The following is a 16888-nucleotide window of genomic DNA, read 5'->3' on the forward strand; positions in this document are numbered from 1 at the left end:
TGTTCGCCGCGACAGGAGACCGGCTCTTGGCTCTCGATTTCGACCGACACCGCGCGCCAGCGCTGCACCCGCTGCACGCGGTGCTGCTGGCAGGCGCGCTGCCGTTGTTCCTGGGCGCGCTGCTCAGCGACTATGCCTATGCAGCCAGCTATCAGGTCCAATGGACCAATTTCGCGTCCTGGCTGATCATCGGCGGGATGTTCTTCAGCGGATTCGCGCTGCTCTGGGCACTGATCGACCTGATCCGCACGCGTGAAGGCTGGCACCTCCTCTATTTCGTTGTGCTGCTCGCCGCATGGGTGCTCGGCTTCATCAACGCGCTCGTCCATGCGAAGGACGTTTGGGCCGCGATGCCCGACGGGCTGATCCTGTCCGCGATCGTCGCCCTGCTTACCATCGTCGCGGTCTGGATCGGCTTTTCGACGCTGCGCGCGGGAGGCGCCAAATGAACCGCGCCCTGCTTCTAACTGCCGCGATCCTGCCGGCCCTGCTCGCCGGATGCGGCGGCAATCCGCCCGCACAGGATTATGGCGAGCAGCCGACTCTGCCCGACCGCGAGCGCGGGCTGCTGCCCAGCATGGACATCGCCAACCCCGTCCAATGGGGTGACCAGCGCCCGACGGTTCCCGAGGGCTATTCGATCACCCCGATCGCGACGGGCCTCAAGATTCCGCGCCAGACGATCGTGCTGCCCAACGGCGACATCCTCGTCGCCGAGGGCAAGGGCGGCAACGCGCCCAAGCTGACTCCGAAGGATTTCATCGCCGGCTATATCAAATCCAAGGGCGTGAGCTCGGTCGAAGGCGGCGACCGGCTGACTCTGCTTCGCGACGCCGACGGGGACGGCAATTATGAAGGCCGAACGGTGTTCGCCGATGGTCTGAACGCCCCCTATGGCCTCGCGCTGGTCGGCAGCGACCTTTATGTCGCCAATCAGGATTCGCTGGTCCGCTTCGACTATGCGCCTGGGCAGACGCGGGCGAGCGGCCCGCCCGAGCTGGTCACGCAGCTCCCCTCGGTAATTAACCACCATTGGACCAAGGCGCTGACCGCCAGCCCCGACGGCCGCTACCTCTATGTCGGCATCGGATCGAACAGCAACATCACCGAACGCGGCATGATCGCCGAAGTCGACCGCGCGGTTGTCTGGGAAGTCGATGCCGAGACCGGCGCGCATCGGCCCTATGCCACCGGGCTGCGCAACCCGACCGCGCTCGCTTTTCGTCCGGGCACCAACGAGCTGTGGGCAGTGGTGAACGAGCGCGACGAACTCGGCCCCAATCTCGTCCCCGATTATCTCACTTCGGTGCGCGAGGGCGGCTTCTACGGCTGGCCGTACAGCTATTGGGGATCGAACGTCGATCCGCGCGTGCGGCCGCAGGATCCACAGAAGGTCGCCGCGGCGATCCGGCCCGATTATGCGCTCGGGTCGCATGTCGCCGCGCTCGGAGTCGATTTCTCGTCGCCCGCGATGGGCAGTTCCTTTGCAGAGGGCGTGTTCGTCGGCGAGCACGGCAGCTGGAATCGCAGCGAGCCGGTCGGCTACAAGGTCGTGTTCGTGCCGTTCCGCGGCGGCCGGCCGGCGGGCGTGCCGATCGATTTCGTGACCGGCTTCATGGGCGAGGACGGCAAGACGCGCGGGCGGCCGGTGGGAGTCACCGTCGATCCGCGCGGCGCGCTGATTGTGGCCGACGACCTGTCGAACACGATCTGGCGCGTTGCGCCCTCGCGACCGACCACGTCTGCGCGGCTGGTCGTGCAGCCGGTGGAATGAACACAGGGGCGGCAAGCCCCTTTCCCTCGCGCGGCGCGGGCTGCTACAGCGCCCGCGCCCATGCTCAATCTCAACGACATCACCGTGCGCCTTGGCGGACGCACGATCCTCGACGCCGCTTCGGCCGCGGTGCCGCCGCGCGGACGCGTCGGGCTGATCGGGCGCAACGGCGCGGGAAAATCGACTCTGGTCAAGGTGATCGCCGGCGAGCTGGAGCCCGACACCGGAACGGTGGAAATGCCGCGCGCCGCCCGACTCGGCTACGTCGCGCAGGAAGCGCCGGCCGGCAGCACGACTCCGTTCGAGACGGTGCTCGCCGCCGACGAAGAGCGCGCCGCGTTGATGACCGAGAGCGAGACCGCAAGCGATCCGGCGCGCATCGCCGACATCCATGACCGACTGAACGCGATCCAGGCGCATTCGGCGCCGGCACGCGCGGCGCGCATCCTCAACGGCCTCGGCTTCGACGAGGAGGCGCAGCATCGTCCGCTGGAGAGCTTTTCGGGCGGGTGGCGGATGCGCGTCGCGCTCGCTGCCTTGCTGTTCTCGGCGCCCGACGTGCTGCTGCTCGACGAGCCTTCGAACCACCTCGACCTCGAGGCCGTGCTGTGGCTCGAGGACTTTCTGAAGACGTATCCGGCGACGATCCTGCTGGTCAGCCATGAGCGCGACTTCCTGAACAACGTCTGCGATCACATGCTTCACCTCGAACGGGGCAGAGTGACGCTCTATCCGGGCGGGTATGACGCGTTCGAGAAGCAGCGCGCCGAGCGGCAGGCCCAGCTGGAGGCGGCGCGTGCCAAGCAGGAGGCGCAGCGCGCCAAGCTGCAGGACTATGTTGCGCGCAATTCGGCCCGCGCCTCCACTGCGAAACAGGCGCAGAGCCGCGCCAAGGCACTCGCCCGGATGCAGCCGATCGCAGCGCTGGTCGACGACCCCTCGCTAAGCTTCGACTTCCCCGATCCCGATGCGCTGCGTCCGCCGCTGATCACGCTCGACATGGCGAGCGTGGGCTATGGCGAGACCCCGGTGCTTCAGCGCCTCAACCTGCGGATCGATCCCGACGATCGCATCGCGCTGCTCGGCCGCAACGGCAATGGCAAGACGACGCTCGCGCGGCTGCTGGCGGCGCAGCTCGCGCCGATGGACGGCGAAATGAACGCCTCGGGCAAGATGCGCGTCGGCTATTTCACGCAATATCAGGTCGAGGAGCTGCGCCACGGCGACACTCCGCTCGATCATCTCCAGCGGCTGATGCCCGGCGAGAAGCCGGCGGCGGTGCGCGCGCAGCTCGGCCGGTTCGGCTTCGCCGGCGAAAAGGCGCTGACGCAGGTCGGCAAGCTTTCGGGCGGCGAGCGGGCGCGGCTGGCGCTGGCGCTGATCACGCGCGACGCGCCGCACATGCTGATCCTCGACGAGCCGACCAACCATCTCGACGTCGACGCGCGCGAAGCGCTGATCCAGGCGCTCAACGCCTATTCGGGCGCGGTACTGATCGTCAGCCACGACCGCCACATGATCGAGACGACCGCCGATCGGCTCGTGCTGGTAAATGAAGGAACGGCGGCGGAGTTCGACGGCTCGGTCGACGATTACATCGCGTTCGTGCTTGCGAAAGAGCCCGCGGGCGGCAGCAAGGCCGAGCCCAAGGTCAGCAAGAAGGATGCGCGCAAGGCCGCCGCCGACGCGCGCGAGAAGAACCAGGCGCTGCGCAAGGCGGCAAAGGCCGCGGAAACCGCGCTGGAGAAGCTCACTGCCGAGCGCAGCGCGATCGACCGGGCGATGTTCGATCCCTCGACCGCCGAGCCTGCGCTGGCGAAGCTGACGATGACCGACCTGATGAAGCGCCGCGCCGAGCTGGAAAGCCGGATCGAGGCGGCCGAGGCGAGCTGGCTGGAAGCGAGCGAGGCGCTGGAGACCGAAGCGGCCTGACGCGCAAGGCGCAGGCGAAAGCGGGAGGAGCGACGCGATGACGGCGGAGGAGCTGGAAGCCGGCGTCGGCGCGGCCCGCGCGCTCGCCTTTTACGATTCGCTGCCATCGGTCGCCGAGGCGGCGATGCTCGGCAGCTGGCGTGGCAGCGAAGTGCCTAGCGGCCATTCGCTCGACGGACTGCTCGCGCGGAGCGGATGGCACGGCAAGCGCTTCGACAATGCCGAGGCGGTGCATCCGCTGGTATTCGCAAAGGCCGACGGAAGCCGCTTCTGCGTCGATCCTGCGCGCTTGCCGCTGGCGCTGCTGGTGCGGCGCCCGGGGCTTGCCGGCCGCGTGACGTCGCCGCGGCTTCTGGCGCTCGCGGCCCCGCTGCTGGCGACGACGCGCCCCGCCGCACGGCTCCGCCGCCTCGAGTATCGCGGTGTCGTCACTGCAACCATGCTCTACGACGCACAGCCGATCCACGACGCTTTTCGCGCGATCGACGCCGACACGATGCTGGGCGCAATGGACATGCGGGGATTTTCCGCGCCCTACCTTTTCCTGCTGCGGCGGGAGGAGGCGGGGTGATGCCGGCGGGGAGTGTGCCCCTCCTCGCCAGCTATCCACGCCGCCTGAGCGTGCCTCCAGATCGAGCGCGCCAGGACCAAGCATGGCCACTTTGCCGCACCGTCGTCGCCCGGAACGTAGGCGGCTGCGGCTGGTTGCAATGTTTCCGGTCCAGCGAGGGAAGAGAGCGTTTTATGAGAGCTCGTGTTTCTGCCGTCCTGCTCCTCGCGAGCATGGCGGCGCCTGCGCGTGCGCAGGACATCGAGGCTCCACTCGGGGACGAAAGGCCGCCCGAGGCGACGCTGCTGGACGAAGTGGAAGCGGACCGGCCGGCCGAGCCAGGCCGCGTGACTGTGAGCGCCGGGGCGACGTTCGTGGGGCAGTATATCTCGCGCGGCATCGCTTTTTCCGACAAGCCGAGCCTTCAGCCGTATCTGTCCGTGCGCGTGGCGCTTCCGGAGCTGGCCGGCGGGATCGTTACCGACGCCGGGCTGTTTGCAGGAACCTGGAACAGTATCCAGTTCACCGAGCCGGGCCTCGGCCAGCCCAGTTCAGGCGATCTGGCCGGGTGGTACGAAGCCGATCTCTATGCCGGAGCGGCCGTGGAGCTGAGCGACCGGTGGATCGTGTCGGCCGCCTACTACCGCTACGAATCCCCCGGAAACTCGTTCAGGGCCTATGACGATTTCGAACTGATCGTGCGCTTCGACGATGGGGAGGCCTGGGCGGACCTGGTGCCGCTGCCCGACTTCACTCTCTCTCCGACGCTGCGCCTCGTGCAGGAATCGAACCGGCCCGGGCGGCCCGATGCGCTGTACGTCCAGCCGTCGCTCACGCCGTCCTTCTCCCTGTCCGACGCCGAGCGGCCGGTGCGGGTGAGCATCCCGCTGGTGGTGGGACTTTCCGACGAATATTACGACGGCATCGATGGCGGACAGCAGACGTTCGGCTTTTTCCGCACCGGCCTGATCTTCGCCGCCAATCCGTTCGGCGGACAGGCGAGCGCGCTGGAGCTGAACGGCGGCTTCGATCTCTGGCTGCTGAACGAGCGCGTCGCCAACGGGCTCGACAATGCAGAGCTGGTCGGACGCGCAGGAGTGAGCTGGAGCTTCTGAGCCCCGGCCCGGCTGGCCTTCGCGCCGCCGGCGAGACCAGGCTTCCAGAACGAGCTACCGGACCGGTACGGTAGCCTCAGCTTCTCTCGTTCCTGCTTGAAGCCCTTTCACTCAGCGGGGACCGGCCAGCCGTCGGCACCCCAGGACAGCGGCAGGATGCGCAGGGTCGGCACTCCGTTCCTGTCCTTGTCGTATGCATGATACACCACGTAATCGGTGCTGTCCGCGTCGCGGAAATGGCCCGGATGGCCAGGGCCGCGGAAGCGCTCCTGCTCCTGAAGGTCGGCGCGCAACAGGATCGTGCCGCCGCCCTCGAGCATCGAACTGCCATCCTTGCCAAGATACGGCCCCGTCACATCTTCGGCGCGCCCGACAACGGTGTAGTAGGTGCTGTTCACACCCTTGCAGCAATAGTCGTAGCTGGCGAGCAGCCAATAGGAGCCGTCGCGCTCGAAAATATACGGCGCCTCGACGATGGAGGGCGCGCCGGCGGGCACGGGGCGGGAAGCGATCGTCACGGGCCCGGCGGCAGGATCGAGAAGCTTGCCCGTCTGCGGGTTCAGTTCGAACAGCTTGAGGCCGCTCCAGAAACTGCCGAGCGAGAGCCAGTGCCGCCCGTCGCCGTCGGCAAGGAAGGCGGGATCGATCGCGTTGAAATCATCTGCCGGGTTCGAGGTGACTACCATCCCTTCATCCCGCCAGCCATAGTCGGGGCTCGCAGGATCCAGCGTTGCCGACGTGGCGACGCCGATGGCCGAGCGATTGGAGCCGAAGGTGGAAGCCGAATAGTAAAGACGATAGCGGCCGTTCACATAGCTGATGTCGGGCGCCCAGAGGTTTCTGACGCCCGGGACGGCGCCCACCACCCACTCGGGCAAGCTGGTGAACGGCGGCGGCGCCAACTCCCACTGAATGAGGTCCGGAGAGGTTCGATGCGAGATCAGGCCCTGCCCATCCGGGCCGATGCCGGTCGAGAAGACGTGATAGGTGTCGCCCTCGCGAATGATCACCGGATCGTGCACCGGGGCAATCGCACCGCTCGCCCGCTCGTTGATGCTCGGCGACGTGGGTTGCGCTGCGGCGGGGATGACCGGCGCCGCCGACAAGGCCGAAACAACAGCGATTTCGCGTAGGAACTTGGCGAAAGGCATTCTTCACTCCGGTCGTGGTCGCAGGCTCGAACGCCCGAGCGCAAAGGCCAGGGTCTGGGCCTTCTCCTATGGCAGCAGGGCGCCAGGGACCACCCCCCGGGTCTGATCGGCCCGGGGGGGGGCGGCCGAGCTCTTGCTAGCGACCGGCCCCGCTCGCCCGCCTCAGCTTCCCTGCACCTCCAGCATGTCCTGCCGCCGTGTTTCGAAGTCGCTGGCGGCATGGCGTTCGCGCAGTTGCTCGTGCGTCGGGCCGAAGCTGCGATTGACCATCCGGCCGCGCTGCACCGCCGGGCGCTCGCCGATCTGCGCTACCCAGCGTTGAACGTTGGCATATTCCTTGAGGTTCAGGAATTCGGCGGCGTCGCCATAGACCTCGCCACGCACCAGCGCGCCATACCAGGGCCAGATCGCCATATCGGCGATGCTGTAATTTTCGCCCGCCATATATTCGTGCTTCGCCAGATGGGTGTCGAGCACATGATATTGGCGCTTCACTTCCATCGCATAGCGGTCGATCGGGTACTGCATCTTGAACGGCGCATAGGCGTAGAAATGGCCGAAGCCGCCGCCCAGGAAGGGGGCGGCGCCCATCTGCCACATCAGCCAGTTCATCGCCGCGGTGCGCGCCGCCCCCTCGGGCGCCAGGAACGCGCCGAACTTTTCGGCAAGATAGAACAGGATGGATCCGCTCTCGAAGACCTTCGTCTCTGGATCGGTCGAACGATCGACCAGCGCGGGGATCTTCGAATTGGGGTTCACGTCCACGAAGCCGCTGCCGAACTGGTCGCCCGCGCCGATGTCGATCAGCCAGGCGTCATATTCGGCACCCGAATGACCTGCGGCGAGCAGTTCCTCGAGCAGGATCGTCACCTTCACGCCGTTGGGCGTCGCCAGCGAGTAGAGCTGAAGCGGATGCTCGCCGACCGGCCGCTCCTTTTCGTGCGTCGCGCCGGAGGTGGGCCGATTGATGCTGGCGAACTTGCCGCCATTGCCCGGCTCCCACTGCCACACTTTGGGAGGCACATAGCCGGCGGGCTGGTTGTTGGCGGGATCGTTCTGGTCGGCCATGCTGCTCTCCCTGGTTCGGTTGACCCGCATGTAGGTGGCGGCGGCGCGGTTGCCAGGGCGCCTCAGACCTCCGTCGCCGCCCGCAGCCGCAGATAAACCGCGACCGCCGCATACCAGCAGAGCGTCAGGCCGATGCCGTAGAGCAGATTGGCGGGTAGGGCGGCGGCGAGCGCGACCGGCCCGTAGGGCGGATAGACGAACAGGAAGATCAGCAGCGCCGCCGCGAGCGGGGCGATCGCCAGCGCCACGATGCCCATCAACGCGGCTGTGCTCGGGCGTGTCCAGCGCCAGCTCGTGCGCAGCGCCGCCTGCACGCTACGTCCCTCGCCGATCACGAGCGGCATTGCGATCAGCCAGCGCGCGAACAGGAACAGGCCCGGTACGATCAGACACAGCATGCCGACGCCGATCGCCACGCTGCTGACGATACTCACACCGACAAAGCGCGCGGCTCGGCCGGGGGCGCCCCAGGCGGCATGTGCCCCGGCGCCGCGCAGCAGCGCGCTCGTGACGAGATACTGCGCCGCGAGGGCGACGACGCCGACAAGGAACGCGGCGCCGTAGAGATCGGCCGCAAGGCCCGACGCCACAAGTGCGGCGACTGCGAGTGCGCCAGGAAGCGGCTGTGCGACGACCAGTGCGGCGATGTTGCGCAGCGTGGCGGAAAAGGAAAGCGCATAGCCCATCGTCGTGCGTCTCACAGCCTCATCGACACGCGCCCGCCCGCATGGCGCTCCAGCCGGCCGGCGAGTTCGAGTTCGAGCAGCACCGTCTGCACCACCGCCGGGGCGAGTCCGGCCTGGCGGATCAATTCGTCGATCGCGACGGGCACCGGACCGAGCAGACCGGTGATTCGGCTCCGTTCCGAGTCGCTTGCATCTTCCGGCGGCGGAGCCTGCCAGCCGCTCGCGGGCGCGCGAACGGCGCGGAGGTCGATCGGACGGATCATCTCGAGGATATCATCGACGGTCTGAACGAGCGTTGCCCCCTCGCGGATGAGGAGGTTGCAGCCCTGCGCGCGGGGATCGAGGGGACTGCCGGGCACCGCCATCACTTCGCGGCCCGCCTCGGTCGCCAGCCGCGCGGTGATGAGGCTGCCCGAACGCGGCGCCGCCTCGACCACCACCGTGCCGAGCGCCAGGCCCGCGATGATGCGGTTGCGCGCAGGGAAATAGCGGGCGAGCGGCTCGGTGCCCGGCGGCTGTTCGGTGAGGAGCAGCCCTTCGTTGGCGACTCGCTCCTGCAGCTCCGCGTTCTCAGGCGGGAAGGCGATGTCCATGCCGCTGGCGATCACGCCGATCGTGCCGGATTCGATGGAACCGGCGTGCACCGAAGTGTCGATGCCGCGCGCGAGCCCCGAGGCAGTCGTCACTCCCGCCTCGCCTAACCCATGCGCGAGCTGGCGGGCGAAGCGGCAGGCCGCGGCCGAGGCATTGCGCGCGCCGACCAGTGCGACGACCGGGCGCTCGGCAAGTGCCATCTCGCCGCGCAGGATCAAGGCGGGCGGGGCGTTCTCCAGCTCGGCGAGAAGGGGCGGGTAGGCGGGTTCGTCGACGAAACAGTAGCGGGCACCGAGCCGCTCGACGGCGGCGATCTCGCGCTGCACCGCACCGGCATCGGCGATGCGCGGTCCGCGGCCGCCGCCGCGTGCGGCGAGCATCGGCAGCGCTTCGAGCGCGCGTTCGGCATCGCCGAAACGGGCGACGAGCTGGCGCCAGGTGATGGGGCCGATGGTGGCGGTGCGGAGCAGGCGTAGCCGGGCGAGCCGGCCGGCGTCGCCGCTCACTTGGAGGCGCCGACCCTGGGCTCGGTGCCCGACAGCAGTCGATCGATGTTGGTGCGGTGTTTCCACAACACCAGCAGCGCGAGCCCCAGGAGCGGGAGCACCAGCTCGAACCGGCCGAAATAGGCGGCGCTGACCGGCGCGCTCGCAGCGGCTGCCATTCCGGCGAGCGACGAGAGGCGAAGCGCGAGGATCAGGCCGATCCACAGCAGCGCATAGACGAGCCCCGACGGCCAGTGGAGCGCGAGCAGGATGCCCATCAGCGTCGCAACGCCCTTGCCGCCGCGAAACCTGAGCCACACCGGATAGCAATGGCCGAGGAAGGCGCCGACGGCGCCCAGCACCGCGGCGCCGGGAAAGACGGCAGCGGCGAGCGCGACGCCCGCCCAGCCCTTGCCCATGTCGAGCAGCAAGGTCGCCGCCGCGATGCCCTTGCGGCCCGTGCGCAGCACGTTGGTGGCGCCGATGTTGCCCGAGCCGATCGTGCGCAGATCGCCCGCCCCGGCGGCCCGGGTGAGGAGGACGCCAAAGGGGATCGAACCGAGAAGATATCCCAGCAGAAGCGCCCCCAACGCCTCCGGCCACATGAATTCGGTCACACTCGCTGCCCCCTCGCTTGCGTGCACGCTAGGCGCTCCCCTAAGCGGGCGCAATAATCCTGGTTGTCTGGTTCCGTATCTGCCGATGCCCGACTTGCGTCCCCTGTTGTTTTTCGATTCCGGTATCGGCGGGCTTTCCGTGCTGGCCCCCACTCGCGCGCTGCTGCCGCAAGCGCCGCTAGTCTATGTCGCCGACAATGGCGGCTTTCCCTACGGAACGCGGAGCGAAGCGGAGATCGCGGCGCGGGTACCGGCGCTGCTCGGGCGGCTCGCCGAGCGGTACGATCCGCGGCTGATCGTGATCGCGTGCAACACCGCGTCGACCATCGCACTCTCGGCGGTGCGCGCTGCGCTCGACCTGCCGGTCGTGGGCACGGTGCCTGCGATCAAGCCGGCGGCGGCGCTCAGCCGCACGCGCACGATCGGCGTGCTGGGGACGGAGGCGACCGTGCGCCAGCCCTATGTCGACGATCTGGCAGCGCGATATGCGGGCGATTGCACCGTGCTGCGCCATGGATCGGCCGAGCTGGTGACCCTGGCGGAGGCCGCGCTGCGCGGCGCGACTCCCGACCGGAAGCGGCTGCGCGCGGTGCTGAGGGGATTGTTCGAGCAGCCGGGGGGTGAGCAGATCGACGTAATCGTCAATGCCTGCACGCATTTCCCGCTGCTGGCACCGGAACTGGCGGCGGCGGCACTCCAACCGGTGCAATTCGTCGACGGCGGGGAGGGAATCGCCCGGCGTGTCGCGCATCTGACGAACGCGACGCAATGGCCTTCAGCGGCGGGGCCTGGCCTGGCCGTGTTCACCAGCGGCGACGGCGAATTCGCTTCGCTGGCGCCGGCGCTGGCGCGCCACGGGCTTCGAACGATCGAAACCCTGTGACGCGATCAGGCCTGCGTAGCCGCCGGAACTAGCGCCGTTTCACGCAGCATCGCCGAATAGCGATCAGCCATCTCGAGATGGACGCGGCGCGCGGTCTGGTCTTCGGTACGGTCCGCACGGTCGCGCTCCTGTCGTTCGCGGCGGACGTAATATTCCTGGTCGGAGTTCGACATGAGCTTGCTCCTTGGGTGCCCACGGGAGCTCGGGGAGTCTCTCAGCCGCAGGCGGCTTGTGGAAAGTGATTCGCCCGCGATGCACGTCTTTTACCATGGCTCGCCCGATTGACTCCTAACCTCGCTCAACTCTGCTGCATGATTGTTATGTGCGGATTTTCAGGTGCTTACAGGCTGCGCTTGTCCGGCAAGGATGAAGCTGCGACAGGAGCCGCGATGCGGAGATGAAGGCTGGCGGGCCGAAACCGGCGAGTCGGGGCGATTCGGTGTTCTCCTGCTCGCCGATGCGCTGGTGATGTTCATCGCGTTCGCCAGCTTCTAGACGGTCGCCACCGGCGTGAACGAGCCGATGTGCCGCAACCCCGAGCGGGACTGGAAAATGTCTGCACAATCCGGATGCCATCGATATGGCGCAGCGCTGGCGCGTGCCGACGATCAACGGCTGTTCGACGTTCGCCCCGCTCGAATGGCGGTTCACCGCGCCGCGCGCCGCCGATTACGAAGCGCGCGTTGCCGCCCATGCATCGAACCCCCGGGGAATCTCTGTCGGCTGAGCGTTCGGGACGCGTAGCCCCGGCAAATTCGCTGACCGTCATTGGGACAATTGCGGATACGGACCCGCTGGAAATCCGCCGATCGAGCCGCTACGGGAGAAAGCATGGGCATCGAGCAAAATGCGCCGACAGCGATCGACTATTCGCGCGTCTTCAGCCAGGCGATCGATCGGCTGCACGAGGAAGGTCGCTATCGCGTCTTCATCGACATCCTGCGCAACAAGGGGAATTACCCCAGTGCGCGCTGCTTCGCGGGACATAACGGACCAAAGCCGATCACCGTGTGGTGCTCGAACGACTATCTGGCGATGGGGCAGCATCCGAGCGTGATCGCGGCGATGGAAGAGGCGCTGCACGACGTGGGCGCCGGATCGGGCGGCACGCGCAACATCGGCGGCAACACCCATTACCACATCGAGCTGGAGCATGAGCTCGCGGACCTGCACGGCAAGGAAGGAGCGCTGCTCTTCACGTCGGGCTATGTTTCGAACGAAGCGACGCTTTCCACGCTGGCGCGGGTTCTGCCCGGCTGCATCATCTATTCGGACGAACTCAACCACGCGTCGATGATTGCCGGCATCCGGCATTCGGGATGCGAAAAGCGCGTGTTCCGTCATAACGACGTCGCGCATCTCGAAGCGCTGCTGGCGGCGGACGACCCCGCCGCTCCCAAGCTGATCGCGTTCGAGAGCGTCTATTCGATGGATGGCGACGTGGCGCCGATCCATGCGATCTGCGATCTCGCGGACAAATACAATGCGCTGACCTACCTCGACGAAGTCCATGCCGTCGGCATGTATGGCGAGCGCGGCGGCGGCATTTCTGAGCGCGACGACGCGGCGAAGCGGCTGACGATCATCGAAGGCACGCTCGGCAAGGCATTCGGCGTGATGGGCGGGTATATCGCCGCCGAGCGCAAGGTGATCGATGTGATCCGGAGCTACGCGCCCGGCTTCATCTTCACCACCTCGCTCTCGCCGGTGCTGGTGGCGGGTGCACTCGCCAGCGTGAAGCATCTCAAGGCATCGCGCGCGGAGCGCGATGGCCAGCAGGCTTCTGCCGCGCGCCTCAAGGCGATGATGGCCGAGGCCGGTTTGCCCGTGATGGACACGACGACGCACATCGTTCCGCTGATGGTCGGCGACCCGGTGAAGGCCAAGAAGATCAGCGACATCCTGCTCGCCGAATATGGCGTGTACGTGCAGCCGATCAATTATCCGACGGTGCCGCGCGGCACCGAGCGGCTGCGCTTCACGCCGGGACCGGCGCATGACGAGGCGATGATGCGCGAGCTGACTCAGGCGCTCGTCGAGATCTGGGGCCGTCTGGAGTTGCGCAAGGCCGCCTGATACACTTGGCCTTCAGGGGGAAGGCCATGGCGGAAACGGGCGGGCAAGCGGGGCTGCTGCAGCGGATCGGATTGCCGCCGGAACGGCTGCCAGAGGTGTCGCCGCGCTGGCGATGGCCGCTGCGGATGCTGTGGGGGCTGCTGCTGCTGGTCGCGCTGGTGAGCCTCGCTGGCGGGCTGTGGCGCAGTCACGTCACCGCGACAATCACCGATCCATCCTTCGCGACCTATGGCATCTACCCCTATGAGCCCGAGCCCGAGGACGGCGTCGACGCGCGCTATGTCGCCGTGCCGCTTACCGAACCGGTCGAGGCGATGGGGTTCGTCCCGGGCCCGGTGGTCGCAGTCGACGGCGCGGCACTGAGCGGCGAAGATCCCGAGGCAGTCGCGCGCCTCCTCCGCACCAAGACCGGGCCTGTCCGCGTGACCACGCGGGATGCCGAGGGCGCGACTCACACCTTCATGCTCCCGCGGACGCCCGAGGCGCTTTCCGAGATCAGCGATTTCGGGCCCTCCGTCGACTTTCTGATCCTGAACGTACCGCCAGCACTGGCGGCGGCGCTGCTGATGGTCGCGGCGATCCTGCTCGTCCGCCGCCGGCCGGACGATCCCGTTTCGCTGCTCCTCTCCTTTTCCTTCCTGAGCCTGGCTTCGGTCCTGCCGGGGGAGGCGCTCTGGTATTGGCTGGGGCTCGAGACGCTAGATCAGGGGTTTTCCGCGCTTTTTTTCGGCCTGTTCGCTGTGGCGCTGCCTGCTTTCCCCGACGGGCGATTCCGGCCGCGCTGGGGCGGGTGGATCGCCGTTGCCGCAGTGCCGGTCACGGTGGCTGTCGCCCTGCCGTCGATTCCCGATCTGCTCGGACTGGTGCTTGCGCTCGGGCTCGGTCTTGCAGCGGCGCTTGCTTCGATTGCCCGCTTCCGGCGTACGCCGCCCGGGATCGAGCGACAGCAGCTGAAATGGGTGGCGTTCGGGTTCGTTTCGAGCATGGCGCTGCTGGGAACGGTGCTGCTCCTGGTCGAGGGAATGTGGCTCGGCGTGCTGCCGGATGTGGACGCGCTCTGGTTTCGTATGGCGTTGCTGGCGGCATTCAACGCAAGTCTGCTCCTGATGGCTGGCGGCGTGCTGGTGGCGATGCTCCGCTACCGTCTGTGGGACGCCGACGCAGCGATCGGGCGCTCGATCGGCTATGCCGCGATCACACTGGTGATCGGCGGTATCTGGGCGGCGTCGATGACGATTCTCAACGAGTTTCTGGCGGGCACCCTAGGCGCGAACCGGCCGCTGGTCGCGGCGGTGAGCGCCGTCATCGCGGCGATGGTGCTGGGCCCGGCACGTGAGCGCGTGAACAACTGGGTGGAAAAGCGCTTCCAGGCCGGCGTGCTGGCGCTGCGCAAGCTACCCGAGCGGCTGCAGCTCTGGCAGCATGACGATCATCCCGAGGATCTTGGCGGGCGTGTCGTCCATGCCGTGATCGAGGGGCTGCACGCGCGGCAGGTGGCGGTGCTGCTCTATACCGAGGCCGGCTATCGCATCGTCGGGGCCGAAGGCGCGACCGATCGCGACGTCGCCGAATGGATGGACGCGCACGGCGGCACTCAGGCGCTCGCGGTCGACAATCTCAATCGGCGCGACCCGGTATTTCCACTGCGCATCACGCTGGACGACGAGGGGCGGCCGATCGGAGTGCTGCTGCTCGGCCCGCGTAGCGACGGCAACATCTATTCGAAGGACGAGCGGAAGGCGCTGGAGGCGATCGAAAACGCGCTTGCGGCGGCGCTGCGGCAGGCGCAGCTACGCCGAAAGCGCGATCTTCGCACGCAGGAGCTGATCCGGACGCTGGAAACGCGGCTGTCGGAGCTGGAGCGTGGCGCGGTGGGGGCCGGATCAGGCGCTTGAGCGCTCAGCCCCGACGCGTGAGCGTCGCGCGCCAGACATAGCCACGCAGCCGCGAGCGGAAATCGAGTTCGAGTCCGTTCGCCTCCGCCACGCGCCGCAATACCGCCGGCAGCTCGCGGCGGGGATAGACGTGAAAGTCGTTCAGCGATTTGAAGTGCAGCTTCTTGGCGAGCTTCGGCAGGCGCTCATATTGGCCGAAGTCGACGATATGCAGGCTGCCGCCCGGCGCGAGCGAGGCGACGGCGCGCTCGATCGCTTCCTGCCAGGGCGGAATCATCGAAAGCGTATAGCTCATGAAGATGCGATCCACCGAGGGGATGCCGAAAAGTCGCTCGGTATCGAAGCTGCCGGCATCGGCCTGGGCCAGTTCGACTCGGTTCGCGAGACCCTTGCGCGAGAGTGAGGTGCGCGCCGTATCGAGCATCGCCTCGCTGATGTCGAAGCCATAGAAACGTGCCTCGGGCCAATGGCGGGCGGCAACGATCAGGTTTCGTGCCGTGCCGCAGCCGACTTCGAGCACGGTGCCGCCCGGCGGGGGCGCCAGATCGCGGATCAGCGCGTCGCGGCCGAGCAGGTAGAATTTGCGCGTGGCGTCGTAGATGTGGCGATGGAAGCCGTAGACGCTGTCCATCAACCCCTTCTGGTCGGCGGCGCCGCTGTCCGTGCCCGCCCCGTTCATCCGTGCGGCTTCAGCGTCCAGAGATGGACCATGCCATAGACCGAGGAACGGTCCCGCCGCGTCCAGTCGTCGAGCTTGTCCTGCGGGGCATATTCCCACTGAGACATCAGCTCTTCGGGAATGTGCCCCTTCACGACGTCCGGCTTTGCGGCGGTGCGATAAAGCACGCGGGCGCCAGGCTTTGCCGTGCGCGTGATCGCCGCCCACAGGCGCGTGAGCTGCTCGTCCGTCATCCAGTCCTGCGCATCGAGCAGGATGAACCGGTCGAGCGACTGTGCGGGCATCGATTCGAGATATTCGGCCATGTTCTGGTGCCGGATCTCGATCCGATCGGCGCGGGTACGCACCGCATCCCAGTTTTCGCGCTGAAGATAGGGCGGCAGGGGGGCGTCTTCGGTGCGGCCATAGCCGCGACCGAACGCCTGCCAGGCGAAATAATTTTCCTTGATGTCGAAATCACAGGCCAGCTTGCGCAGCCGGCTGCGCAGCGCGCCGGTGATCCCCTCGGGATCGTCGGCCTTCAGCAGGTCGTATTGCGCCGGAGGAATGCCGAGCCCGAACAGCGAGGCGGGGTTGTCGACGATCCACCGCAGCAGCTTCTTGTCGAAGAAGGGGGCGAAGTTCCGATCGAAAATCTCGCACTGCTCTTCGCGGCTCTTGGCGCGCAGGATCTCGCTCGGATCGATCCTGTAGCGGTGGGCGAGCCAATGCACGAAGCCGATCAGCCGGCCGAGCAGCCCGTAGCGATAGAAATTCGCCTTGAACGCGCTGATCCGACGCACGCCATTGGGACTGCGCTGCTCCCAATAGGCGCGCGACGCGGAGTCGAGATGCGGCCGGATGTGCTCGTAATAGGCGTCGATGTTCGCCTCGCGGTCGGCCAGGCCGAAGAAGCGATGGAAGCTCTCATAGTCGGGCAGGTGGAGCGCTGCCTGCTGCTTGAGATTGTTGAGCGCGACGTGCGCCGTGTTGAGATCGACCGCCGTGATCTTCCTGGGATCGGCGGTCAGATAGGACTGCACATTGCAGCCGCCCGACGCGATCGTCACCAGATGGTGGTCGGGCCCGAGTTCCAGCGCCTCCATGTCGACGATCGGGTCTTCCCAGATCTGCGCATAGACGAGGCCGCGGAAGGCGAAGGTGAAGGCGCGCTCGAGCAGCCCCTGCTTGGTCAGATGCTCGTGCCGGTGCACGGCACCGCGCACTGCGACATTCTTCGGCGACTTCGCCATCGATCCCATTGCAGACTCCTGGAGGGGTTCCGCGCCTCGGGCGGAAGCGCGCGAGCACTAGGCTCGCATTGTGACGGTTTGGCGTCTCACATGTGACACGGCCTGCCCGAAATCAATCCCTCCCACCCGACGGGAGAAGCATGCCGCCCCG

At 67.3% G+C, this 16888-nt stretch carries 18 protein-coding genes; 10 read left to right on the forward strand and 8 right to left on the reverse strand.

Going from position 1 to position 16888, the window contains the following annotated elements; all coding sequences use genetic code 11:
- Nucleotides 1-26: 26 nt before the first annotated feature.
- The 5 genes from ACQ450_RS12865 (at nt 27) to ACQ450_RS12885 (ending at nt 5371) form a co-directional block, all read left to right on the forward strand.
- Nucleotides 27-449 carry a DUF2231 domain-containing protein gene (locus tag ACQ450_RS12865; protein ID WP_431469559.1) on the forward strand — a complete coding sequence of 141 codons (423 nt, stop codon included), beginning with the start codon at nt 27-29 and terminating at the stop codon, nt 447-449.
- Nucleotides 446-1774: a PQQ-dependent sugar dehydrogenase gene (locus ACQ450_RS12870; RefSeq protein WP_431469560.1), complete on the forward strand. Its 1329-nt coding sequence runs from the start codon at nt 446-448 to the stop codon at nt 1772-1774. Before ACQ450_RS12865 ends, ACQ450_RS12870 begins: the two co-directional genes overlap by 4 nt.
- Nucleotides 1775-1834: 60 nt before the next feature.
- Nucleotides 1835-3706 carry an ABC-F family ATP-binding cassette domain-containing protein gene (locus ACQ450_RS12875; RefSeq protein ID WP_431469561.1) on the forward strand — a complete coding sequence of 624 codons (1872 nt, stop codon included), beginning with the start codon at nt 1835-1837 and terminating at the stop codon, nt 3704-3706.
- A 37-nt stretch (nt 3707-3743) separates the two neighbouring features.
- The gene (locus ACQ450_RS12880) at nt 3744-4277 is read left to right on the forward strand and encodes a DUF4334 domain-containing protein (RefSeq protein WP_431469562.1); all 534 of its coding nucleotides are present in this window, start codon (nt 3744-3746) and stop codon (nt 4275-4277) included.
- A gap of 173 nt (nt 4278-4450) precedes the next feature.
- Nucleotides 4451-5371, forward strand: a complete 921-nt coding sequence (locus tag ACQ450_RS12885; RefSeq protein ID WP_431469563.1) for a hypothetical protein — start codon at nt 4451-4453, stop codon at nt 5369-5371.
- Nucleotides 5372-5478: 107 nt separating this feature from the next.
- On the opposite strand, the gene ACQ450_RS12890 is transcribed toward ACQ450_RS12885, so the two are convergent.
- The 5 genes from ACQ450_RS12890 to plsY form a co-directional block, all read right to left on the reverse strand.
- On the reverse strand, nt 5479-6522 hold the full coding sequence (locus ACQ450_RS12890) for an arabinan endo-1,5-alpha-L-arabinosidase (RefSeq protein WP_431469564.1): 1044 nt from the start codon (nt 6520-6522) through the stop codon (nt 5479-5481).
- 162 nt (nt 6523-6684) lie between these two features.
- Nucleotides 6685-7590, reverse strand: a complete 906-nt coding sequence (yghU, locus tag ACQ450_RS12895) for a glutathione-dependent disulfide-bond oxidoreductase (RefSeq protein WP_431469565.1) — start codon at nt 7588-7590, stop codon at nt 6685-6687.
- Between the two features lie 62 nt (nt 7591-7652).
- Nucleotides 7653-8291: a hypothetical protein gene (locus tag ACQ450_RS12900; RefSeq protein WP_431469566.1), complete on the reverse strand. Its 639-nt coding sequence runs from the start codon at nt 8289-8291 to the stop codon at nt 7653-7655.
- Nucleotides 8288-9376, reverse strand: coding sequence for a DNA-processing protein DprA (gene dprA / locus ACQ450_RS12905; RefSeq protein WP_431469567.1), 1089 nt, complete (start codon nt 9374-9376; stop codon nt 8288-8290). Before dprA ends, ACQ450_RS12900 begins: the two co-directional genes overlap by 4 nt.
- On the reverse strand, nt 9373-9960 hold the full coding sequence (plsY, locus tag ACQ450_RS12910) for a glycerol-3-phosphate 1-O-acyltransferase PlsY (protein ID WP_431471228.1): 588 nt from the start codon (nt 9958-9960) through the stop codon (nt 9373-9375). The genes dprA and plsY overlap by 4 nt, the downstream gene beginning before the upstream one ends.
- 97 nt (nt 9961-10057) lie before the next feature.
- Here plsY and murI point away from each other — a divergent pair, with 97 nt between their 5' ends.
- A complete protein-coding gene (gene murI, locus ACQ450_RS12915; RefSeq protein ID WP_431469568.1) occupies nt 10058-10855 on the forward strand; it encodes a glutamate racemase in 798 nt (265 codons plus the stop codon).
- Nucleotides 10856-10860: 5 nt separating this feature from the next.
- Here the strand turns inward: murI and ACQ450_RS12920 are convergent, their stop codons facing one another.
- Nucleotides 10861-11028, reverse strand: coding sequence for a hypothetical protein (locus ACQ450_RS12920; protein ID WP_431469569.1), 168 nt, complete (start codon nt 11026-11028; stop codon nt 10861-10863).
- 193 nt (nt 11029-11221) lie between these two features.
- Here ACQ450_RS12920 and ACQ450_RS12925 point away from each other — a divergent pair, with 193 nt between their 5' ends.
- From ACQ450_RS12925 to ACQ450_RS12940, 4 genes are all read left to right on the forward strand, one after another.
- Entirely contained in the window at nt 11222-11350 is a 129-nt protein-coding gene (locus ACQ450_RS12925) for a hypothetical protein (protein ID WP_431469570.1), read from the forward strand.
- Between the two features lie 85 nt (nt 11351-11435).
- Nucleotides 11436-11582: a hypothetical protein gene (locus tag ACQ450_RS12930; protein WP_431469571.1), complete on the forward strand. Its 147-nt coding sequence runs from the start codon at nt 11436-11438 to the stop codon at nt 11580-11582.
- A gap of 104 nt (nt 11583-11686) precedes the next feature.
- Nucleotides 11687-12931 (forward strand): 5-aminolevulinate synthase, encoded by a 1245-nt coding sequence (gene hemA, locus ACQ450_RS12935; RefSeq protein WP_188054092.1) that lies wholly within the window; start codon nt 11687-11689, stop codon nt 12929-12931.
- Nucleotides 12932-12957: 26 nt separating this feature from the next.
- Complete coding sequence (locus tag ACQ450_RS12940) at nt 12958-14826, forward strand: hypothetical protein (RefSeq protein WP_431469572.1); 1869 nt, start codon at nt 12958-12960, stop codon at nt 14824-14826.
- A gap of 4 nt (nt 14827-14830) precedes the next feature.
- Here ACQ450_RS12940 and ACQ450_RS12945 read toward each other — a convergent pair whose 3' ends face one another.
- Both ACQ450_RS12945 and ACQ450_RS12950 read right to left on the reverse strand, forming a co-directional pair.
- A complete protein-coding gene (locus tag ACQ450_RS12945) occupies nt 14831-15505 on the reverse strand; it encodes a class I SAM-dependent methyltransferase (protein WP_431469573.1) in 675 nt (224 codons plus the stop codon).
- Complete coding sequence (locus ACQ450_RS12950) at nt 15502-16746, reverse strand: DUF3419 family protein (RefSeq protein WP_431469574.1); 1245 nt, start codon at nt 16744-16746, stop codon at nt 15502-15504. Before ACQ450_RS12950 ends, ACQ450_RS12945 begins: the two co-directional genes overlap by 4 nt.
- Nucleotides 16747-16888: the final 142 nt, after the last annotated feature.

The organism is Sphingosinithalassobacter sp. LHW66-3, assembly GCF_050703275.1.
GTDB lineage: Bacteria > Pseudomonadota > Alphaproteobacteria > Sphingomonadales > Sphingomonadaceae > Sphingomonas.

Bases quoted from the DNA above. Each gene is read 5' to 3' on its own strand.
- ACQ450_RS12870 (WP_431469560.1), top strand. From the start codon at position 446: ATGAACCGCGCCCTGCTTCTAACTGCCGCGATCCTGCCGGCCCTGCTC.
- ACQ450_RS12875 (WP_431469561.1), top strand. From the start codon at position 1,835: ATGCTCAATCTCAACGACATCACCGTGCGCCTTGGCGGACGCACGATC.
- ACQ450_RS12880 (WP_431469562.1), top strand. From the start codon at position 3,744: ATGACGGCGGAGGAGCTGGAAGCCGGCGTCGGCGCGGCCCGCGCGCTC.
- ACQ450_RS12885 (WP_431469563.1), top strand. From the start codon at position 4,451: ATGAGAGCTCGTGTTTCTGCCGTCCTGCTCCTCGCGAGCATGGCGGCG.
- ACQ450_RS12890 (WP_431469564.1), bottom strand. From the start codon at position 6,522: ATGCCTTTCGCCAAGTTCCTACGCGAAATCGCTGTTGTTTCGGCCTTG.
- yghU (WP_431469565.1), bottom strand. From the start codon at position 7,590: ATGGCCGACCAGAACGATCCCGCCAACAACCAGCCCGCCGGCTATGTG.
- plsY (WP_431471228.1), bottom strand. From the start codon at position 9,960: ATGTGGCCGGAGGCGTTGGGGGCGCTTCTGCTGGGATATCTTCTCGGT.
- murI (WP_431469568.1), top strand. From the start codon at position 10,058: ATGCCCGACTTGCGTCCCCTGTTGTTTTTCGATTCCGGTATCGGCGGG.
- ACQ450_RS12920 (WP_431469569.1), bottom strand. From the start codon at position 11,028: ATGTCGAACTCCGACCAGGAATATTACGTCCGCCGCGAACGACAGGAG.
- ACQ450_RS12925 (WP_431469570.1), top strand. From the start codon at position 11,222: ATGAAGCTGCGACAGGAGCCGCGATGCGGAGATGAAGGCTGGCGGGCC.
- ACQ450_RS12930 (WP_431469571.1), top strand. From the start codon at position 11,436: ATGGCGCAGCGCTGGCGCGTGCCGACGATCAACGGCTGTTCGACGTTC.
- hemA (WP_188054092.1), top strand. From the start codon at position 11,687: ATGGGCATCGAGCAAAATGCGCCGACAGCGATCGACTATTCGCGCGTC.
- ACQ450_RS12940 (WP_431469572.1), top strand. From the start codon at position 12,958: ATGGCGGAAACGGGCGGGCAAGCGGGGCTGCTGCAGCGGATCGGATTG.
- ACQ450_RS12945 (WP_431469573.1), bottom strand. From the start codon at position 15,505: ATGAACGGGGCGGGCACGGACAGCGGCGCCGCCGACCAGAAGGGGTTG.
- ACQ450_RS12950 (WP_431469574.1), bottom strand. From the start codon at position 16,746: ATGGGATCGATGGCGAAGTCGCCGAAGAATGTCGCAGTGCGCGGTGCC.